Raw genomic sequence first — 7433 nt, 5'->3', positions numbered from 1 at the left:
CCGCCACCGAGATGCTTCAGGCCGCCGTCGGCATCGCCGGCCTGTTGGCCGTCGCCCTGGTCGGTCTGCTGATCGGAATCATCGCGTTGGGCGGCGACGACGACGACCCGAAGTCGAACCCGGTCGCCGCACCGACCTCCAGTGCCCCGGCCGGTGACGCCACCCCGGCCGCCGCGACGGCGCGCAAGTTGACGGTCAAGGATGTCCGGATCATCGACCCGGACAGCAAGAACCGCAGTGAGGTCCGAGGCGCCGAAAAGGTCATCGACGGTGACGAGGACAAAGGCTGGGAGACCGAGACCTACGTGAACAGGCCCAACTTCGGCAACCTGAAGAAGGGCATGGGCGTCTGGATCGACCTCGGCGAGCCGCACACCGTCAAGTCGGTGCAGGCGGTGCTGTCAGCCACCGGTGCGTCCGCCCAGCTTCTCGCCGGCACCACCAACCCGCCGTCCAGCACCAACGGTGACAAGCAGTTGGTGGCGAGCTACAAGACCGCCATCGGCCAGCCGTTCGAGGACCACGACGGCACCACAATGACGTTCAACGGCTTCGACGCCGACCAGAAATACCAGTACCTGCTGTTCTGGATCACCGAGCTGCCGCCGTCGGAGGGCGGGTTCAAGCTGGGGGTGCAGGAGATTACGGTCCAGGGGTCGTGAGCCGGGCGCCACGATCCGGGCACCGCACTCGCTGGACGCGGTGATGGACGGGCGTGCCGCCGCACCGGACCTGGAGCTGCTGCGCGCGCACGTCGCCGGCGACCGGGACGCCTTCGCCGAACTGTTCCACCGGCACCGCGACCGGTTGTGGGCGGTGGCCCTGCGGACGCTCGGCGACCGTGAGGAGGCAGCCGACGCACTCCAGGACGCCCTGCTGTCGGCGCATCGGGCGGCGGCCCGGTTCCGCGGTGACTCCGCCGTCACCACCTGGCTGCACCGGATCGTGGTCAACGCCTGCCTGGACCGGATCCGCCGCCGGCAGGCGCACCCCACAGTGCCGCTGCCGGACGGCAACCGCTCCGAGGACGGATCGGGCACCGGCCGGCTGGAGCCGGCCGCACCGGCGACGGACCACGACACCGTGCTGGTTGTCCGCGAGGCGCTCGCCGCGCTGCCCGTCGAGCAACGCGCCGCGCTGGTACTGGTCGACGTGCAGGGCTATCCGGTCGCCGAGGTCGCCCGCATCCTCGGCGTCGCCGAGGGGACGGTGAAGAGCCGGTGTGCCCGGGGCCGGGCACGGCTGGCCGTGCTGCTCGGGCATCTCCGCCCCGCTGCCGCCGCGACGTCTTCGGCCCGACCGGACCCGACCGCCCCGGGCGTGCCCGGCGTCACGCCGGGGAACCCCGGCCCGGTGGAGGGCGTCGGATCGAGGTCAGGCCGGTACCGGCGGGACGCCAACCAGGAGGACACGTGACGACCGAGGGGTTCCGGGAGGTCGACGCCGACCTCCTCGCCGACTACCTCGGCGGGGCGTTGGACGGCACCCCGCAGCAGGACGAGGTCGCCCAGCTGGTCTCCGCGGACCCGTCCTGGGCCGAGGCGTACGCGCTGCTGGCCCCTGCCGTGACCGAGGTCCGGGCGGACCTGACCCGCTGGGCCGAGCCGTCCCCGCAGATGCCACCGGCGATCACCGACCGGCTGCTGGCCGCGTTGGCCTCCGCGCAGCCGACGAACGACACCTCGACCGGGGACGCGCGCACCGCCGCGTCGAGCGTCGATCCGGCGACACCAGTGGTCGTACCGACGCAGGGCGGTGCCGGTCGACGGCCGGCTCTCCCCACACCCGCCGGGGGGCCGGGGCGCGGGGTGTCCACCGGCCCGGGTCGCCGCCGGCGCGGCTGGGCCAGCCGTGGCGCACCCGTGGCCGCTGCCGCGATCGCCGTCATCGCCGTCGCCCTGGGCCTCAACCAGCTGTCGATGCCCGCGTCGGACGACTCCGGCAGCGCCCCCGCCATGGATCGGCCGGCCAGCGCGCCCGAGGGCGCCGCGGGGGCCGGGACGGTCCGGACCACCGGGCCGGCGCTGCGCAGTGGTACGAACTACACCCCGCAGGCCCTCGGCAATGCCTACGACACGGGTTCGCCGAGGACACCCGCCACCAGCCGGGCGACCGGCAGCGCCCCGGGCGGGCAGCCGCAGGTGGATGCCGAGGGCGAGCGTCGGCCCTCTCCGGACGGGTCGGACCAGTTGGCCCGGCTGACCGACGAGACGGCCCTGACCAGTTGTCTGGCGAGCGTCGCGGCGGAGCACGGATCGGTGCCACTGGTGGTCGAGGTGATCGACTACGCCCGCTTCCAGGGTGACCAGGCGCTGGTCATTCGCTTCACCGATGCCACCGGAGGCCGGTGGGCCTGGGTGAGCGGCCCGGAGTGCGGAGTGCCCGGGTCCGGCTCGGACAGCAGGTATTCGGCGCGGGTAGGGTGAATCCACGGTCGATGGCACGATGACCGCTCACGTGACCTGACCCACCGGATGCCCGGCTCGGGAATCCCCGGTTCGTACGATGACGTTCTGGAAGTCAGCTGCCGGCCTCACCCAGGCGTCGGCAACTCGGATCGGCATCGGTGCTCGCGCCGACGCCGAACACACACAACTCGGGAGACGGCAGTGGACGAGGTCCGCAACCTGATCATCATCGGCTCCGGGCCGGCCGGCTACACAGCGGCGGTCTACGCCGCACGCGCCAATCTGAAGCCGCTGATCATCGAGGGCGTGCAGTCCGGTGGCGCGCTGATGACCACGACCGAGGTGGAAAACTTCCCCGGCTTCGCCGACGGCATCCTCGGCCCCGAGCTGATGGACAACATGCGCAAGCAGGCCGAGCGGTTCGGCGCCGAGTTCCTCACCGACGACGTGACCCGCGTCGAGCTGGTGGACACCGGCGACGCCGGCTCCGGCGCGGTGAGCACCGTCTGGGTTGGCGAGACCGCCTACCGGGCCCGGTCCATCATCCTCTCCACCGGTTCGGCGTGGCGTCCGCTGGGCGTGCCCGGTGAGCAGGAATACCTGGGCCACGGCGTCTCCGCGTGTGCCACCTGTGACGGCTTCTTCTTCCGCAACCAGCACATCGTGGTGGTCGGCGGCGGCGACTCGGCGATGGAGGAGGCCACCTTCCTCACCCGTTTCGCCGATTCGGTGACGATCATCCACCGCCGCGACTCGTTCCGGGCCAGCAAGATCATGGCCGACCGGGCGCTGAGCAACGAGAAGATCAAGGTGGAGTGGAACAGCACCGTCGAGGAGATCCTCGGCGACGACGGCAAGGTCACCGGCGTCCGCGTTCGCAACGTGCACACCGGCGAGACCAAGGTGATGGACGTGACCGGCGTCTTCGTCGCCATCGGTCACGACCCTCGCAGCGAGCTGTTCCAGGGCCAGGTCGAGCTGGACGACGAGGGCTACGTGAAGGTCGACGCCCCGAGCACCCGCACGAACGTGCCCGGTGTCTTCGCCGCCGGTGACGTGGTCGACCACACCTACCGTCAGGCGATCACCGCGGCCGGCACCGGGTGTGCCGCCGCGCTCGACGCCGAGCGGTTCATCGCGACGCTCAGCTGAAACAACGAACACATCCCGGAGGAGGGGCATAGTGGGAACAACCAAGGCGGTCACGGACAAGAGCTTCGTCGCTGACGTGCTACAGGCCGACAAGCCGGTGCTGGTGGACTTCTGGGCGGAGTGGTGCGGGCCGTGCCGCAAGGTGTCGCCGCTGCTCGAGGAGATCGCCCGGGAGATGGGTGACCAGGTCACCATCGTCAAGCTCAACATCGACGAGAACCCGGAGACCGCCCGGGCCTACCGGGTGATGTCGGTGCCGACGCTGACCGTCTTCAAGAACGGCCAGCCGGTGCAGTCGATCGCCGGTGCCAAGCCGAAGGGCGAGCTGGTCCGGCTCATCGAATCGGCCCTCTGACCAGCAGAAACTCACCCGAACCCCGTACCCGCTCGCCGGGTGCGGGGTTCGTCGTCTTCCCGGCCGCAGCGACGACGTATTTCGCCGCCCCAGCCACCTCGCCGTCCCGGAGCGCATAGCCTCAAGCCTGGGCCGCCCGGCCAGCCAGTGTCGTGCAGAGGGGGTCGTGCGTGCGTCCGATCCGACCCGGTGACCGGGGACCCGCGGTCACGGAGATCCGTACCATCCTGACCGGCCTCGACCTGCTCGCCGCCGCCGGCCCGCACACCGACGAGTTCGACCTCGACACCGAGCGGGCGGTCCGCGCGTTCCAGCAGTCGCGGGGGCTCAGCGTGGACGGCCGGGTCGGAGCCGAGACCTGGCGCGCCCTGGACGCCGCCCGCTGGCGGCTCGGCGCCCGCACCCTCTACCACGCGGTCCCCGAGCCGCTCACCGGCGAGGATGTCCGGTCCCTGCAGGAGCGACTGCTGGAAATGGGGTACGACGTGGGCCGCGCGGACGCCATCTACGGTGTCCGGACGTCGCGGGCGGTGGCCCAGTTCCAACGCGAGGTCGGGCTCACCCCCGACGGCTCCTGCGGCCCACACACCATGAACGCGCTGCGCCGGATCGGCCGCAAGGTGGTCGGTGGCCGCCCGCAGTGGCTCCGCGAATCCGACGCGATCCGACAGTCCGGGCCGGCGCTGGTGGGTAAGACGGTCGTCATCGACCCGGGGCACGGGGGCACCGACCCCGGCATGGTGGTGCCCGACGGCTCGCTGCGCTGGACGGAGTCGGACCTGGTGCACGACCTGGCCAGCCGCCTGGAGGGGCGGCTCGCCGCCTCCGGGGTGCGGGTGCAGCTCACCCGGGGCCCGTCGCCCGACAGTTGCCTGCCGGACGCCGAGCGGGCGCTGCTCGCCAACTCCCTCGGCGCCGACGTGTTCATCTCCCTGCACCTGGACGGCCACGCCAACCCGGACGCGGAGGGCGTGGCGACCTACCACTACGGCACCGACAACGGGGTGACCTCGGCGACCGGTGAACGACTGGCCGGGCTGGTGCAGCGGGAGATCGTCGCCCGCACCGGGCTGCGGGACTGCCGTACCCACGCCAAGACGTGGGAACTGCTGCGACTGACGCGGATGCCCGCCGTCCGGGTCGAGGTCGGCTACCTCACCTCGCCGACGGACCGCGCCCGCCTTGTCGACCCCCGGTTCCGGGACCGGGTGGTGGAGGCGATCGTGGCGGCGGTCCAGCGGATGTACTACCCCATCGAACGAGACGTCCCGACCGGATCGCTCGACGTCAGCGAACTGCGTGCCGTGGTGACCGCCGGCACCGTGGTCGACTGATCGGCCCTCGGTCAGCCGTTGGTGGAGCGGGTGGCCGGGGCGGGACGGACCGGCCGGAGCAGCGTCTCCGGACTCATCGAGCCGAGCAGTTTCTCCAGCGCGTACTCGACGTCGGACTTCCAGCTCAACGCCGTCCGCAGCTCAAGGCGCAACCGAGGAAAACGCGGATGCGGACGTACGGTCTTGAAGCCCACGGAGAGGAAGAAATCGACCGGTGCCACGCAACCCCCGGCCGGGTCGTCCGCGTCGCCGAACTTGGCGTCGCCGAACGCCTCGATGGCCTTGATCCCCCGCTTGGTCAGATCCCGGGCGACACCCTGCACCAACATCCGGCCCAACCCGCCGCCGGCGAACGCGGCGACCACGTTCGCGGTCATCAACAGTGCCGCGTCCGCGGAGACCGGTGAGGTCGGGAACGCCATCGAACGGGGCACGTAGGCGGGCGGGGCGTACATCACGAAGCCGGCCGGCATGCCGTCGACGTACGCGAGCTTGCCGCAGGAGCCCCACTCCAGCAGCGTCTGGGAGACCCACGCCTCCTTCTCCAGGCCCGGGTCGCCGGCAGCGCAGGCCCGCTCCGCGGAGACCGGGTCGAGCTCCCAGTAGACGCACTGCCGGCACGGGCGCGGAAGGTCTTCCAACGTGTCGAGGGTCAGGCTGACCAGACGTCGCGACATATGGCGCATCCCCACAATAGGCTCGGTGGTGAGACCGGCATGGAACGACAGCGCCGCCTTCCTGCCCCCGACGAGCGATCGTACGCCGCCGATCGGCGGTACGGGAGGGGACGCGCAGATGCCCACCCCCGAGGGGGACGCTGACGAGGTCCGCCATGTGGTCGGTCTGCCTCTGCCCGACCGCTGCTGGGCTCCGGCGGACTACGATCGACAATCGGTGTGCCCTCCGCCATGGTCAGCGGTGTGCGGGGTACCCGGGGCGGGAGCCACCCGAGCAGCGATCGAGGTGAGGTCATGACCGGCACGACACTCGACGACTACACCGACCGGTACGCCCGGCGGGTACGCGGGATGACCGCCTCCGAGATCCGAGCATTGTTCGCGGTGGCCAGTCGCCCGGAGGTCGTCTCGCTTGCCGGCGGCGCTCCGTACATCGCCGCCCTTCCGCTGGACGCGGTCGGCGAGATGCTCGGCCGGCTCGGCTCCGAGCACGGCGTGACCACCCTCCAGTACGGCATCGGTCAGGGCACCCTTGAGCTGCGCGAGCGGATCTGCGAGGTGATGTCGCTCTCCGGCATCGACGCCGGGTGCGGCGCGTCCCCGGAGGACGTCGTGGTCACCGTGGGCGGGCAGCAGGCACTGGACCTGGTGGCCCGGCTCTTCCTCGACCCCGGTGACGTGGTGCTCGCCGAGGGGCCGACGTACGTCGGTGCGCTCGGCGTGTTCCAGGCCGCCCAGGCGCAGGTCGTCCACGTACCGATGGACGCGGACGGGCTGATCCCGGAGGCGCTGGAGACCGCTATCGCCGACCTGGCGCGGGCCGGCCAGCGGGTCAAGTTCCTCTACACGATCCCCACCTACCAGAACCCGACCGGTGTGACGCTCAGCGAGGAGCGCCGGGAACGGGTGCTCGACATCTGCGAGCGCGCCGGCCTGCTCGTCGTCGAGGACGACCCGTACGGGCAGCTGGGGTTCGAGGGTGAAGCCCCGGCCCCGTTGCGGGCCCGCCGCCGGGACGGCGTCTTCTACCTCAGCACGTTCTCCAAGACCTTCGCCCCGGGGCTGCGGGTCGGCTGGATCCTGGCGCCGCACGCGGTCCGCGACAAGCTGGTCATCGCCAGCGAGGCGCAGATCCTCTGCCCCAGCGGTTACGCCCAGGCCGCGGTGGCCACCTATCTGAGCACCATGCCGTGGCGGCAGCAGCTCAAGGTCTACCGCGAGGTCTACCGGGAGCGCCGGGACGCCCTGCTCGACGCGATGGCCGACCTGATGCCCGAGGGCACCAGCTGGACCACACCGACCGGCGGGCTGTTCGTGTGGGCCACGCTGCCCGACGGGCTCGACTCGAAGGCCATGATGCCGCGCGCGGTCGCCGCCCGGGTCGCCTACGTCCCCGGCACCGGTTTCGACGCCGACGGCACCGGCACCGGCGCCATGCGGCTCAACTTCAGCTTCCCGCCGCCGGAGCGGATCCGCGAGGGCATCCGCCGGCTGTCCGGTGTGATGG

General features: G+C 71.5%; 7 protein-coding genes and 1 pseudogene. 7 read left to right on the top strand and 1 reads right to left on the bottom strand.

Annotated features, from left to right (window positions below; genetic code table 11):
- The 6 genes and pseudogenes from KBX53_RS16045 to KBX53_RS16020 form a co-directional block, all read left to right on the top strand.
- A pseudogene (locus KBX53_RS16045) lies at positions 1-662 on the top strand (serine/threonine protein kinase); the annotation flags it as partial.
- A 43-nt stretch (positions 663-705) separates the two neighbouring features.
- On the top strand, positions 706-1416 hold the full coding sequence (sigM, locus tag KBX53_RS16040) for an RNA polymerase sigma factor SigM (protein WP_210860112.1): 711 nt from the start codon (positions 706-708) through the stop codon (positions 1414-1416).
- Positions 1413-2426 carry a hypothetical protein gene (locus KBX53_RS16035; RefSeq protein WP_210860111.1) on the top strand — a complete coding sequence of 338 codons (1014 nt, stop codon included), beginning with the start codon at positions 1413-1415 and terminating at the stop codon, positions 2424-2426. Before sigM ends, KBX53_RS16035 begins: the two co-directional genes overlap by 4 nt.
- A 183-nt stretch (positions 2427-2609) precedes the next feature.
- Positions 2610-3560, top strand: a complete 951-nt coding sequence (trxB, locus tag KBX53_RS16030) for a thioredoxin-disulfide reductase (RefSeq protein WP_030331847.1) — start codon at positions 2610-2612, stop codon at positions 3558-3560.
- A gap of 31 nt (positions 3561-3591) precedes the next feature.
- Entirely contained in the window at positions 3592-3915 is a 324-nt protein-coding gene (trxA, locus tag KBX53_RS16025) for a thioredoxin (protein WP_030331849.1), read from the top strand.
- Between the two features lie 170 nt (positions 3916-4085).
- Positions 4086-5249, top strand: a complete 1164-nt coding sequence (locus KBX53_RS16020; protein ID WP_030331851.1) for an N-acetylmuramoyl-L-alanine amidase — start codon at positions 4086-4088, stop codon at positions 5247-5249.
- Positions 5250-5260: 11 nt separating this feature from the next.
- Here KBX53_RS16020 and KBX53_RS16015 read toward each other — a convergent pair whose 3' ends face one another.
- The gene (locus tag KBX53_RS16015) at positions 5261-5926 is read right to left on the bottom strand and encodes a hypothetical protein (protein ID WP_030331852.1); all 666 of its coding nucleotides are present in this window, start codon (positions 5924-5926) and stop codon (positions 5261-5263) included.
- Positions 5927-6220: 294 nt separating this feature from the next.
- On the opposite strand from KBX53_RS16015, the gene KBX53_RS16010 reads away from it, so the two are divergent.
- A partial coding sequence (locus KBX53_RS16010; protein WP_210860109.1) for a PLP-dependent aminotransferase family protein occupies positions 6221-7433 on the top strand: 1213 nt, incomplete at its 3' end.

Source organism: Micromonospora sp. M51, from assembly GCF_018070305.1.
Lineage (GTDB): Bacteria > Actinomycetota > Actinomycetes > Mycobacteriales > Micromonosporaceae > Micromonospora > Micromonospora parva.
The sequence above is the reverse complement of the archived record's forward strand: the minus strand, read 5'-3'. Positions and strand labels throughout refer to the sequence as shown.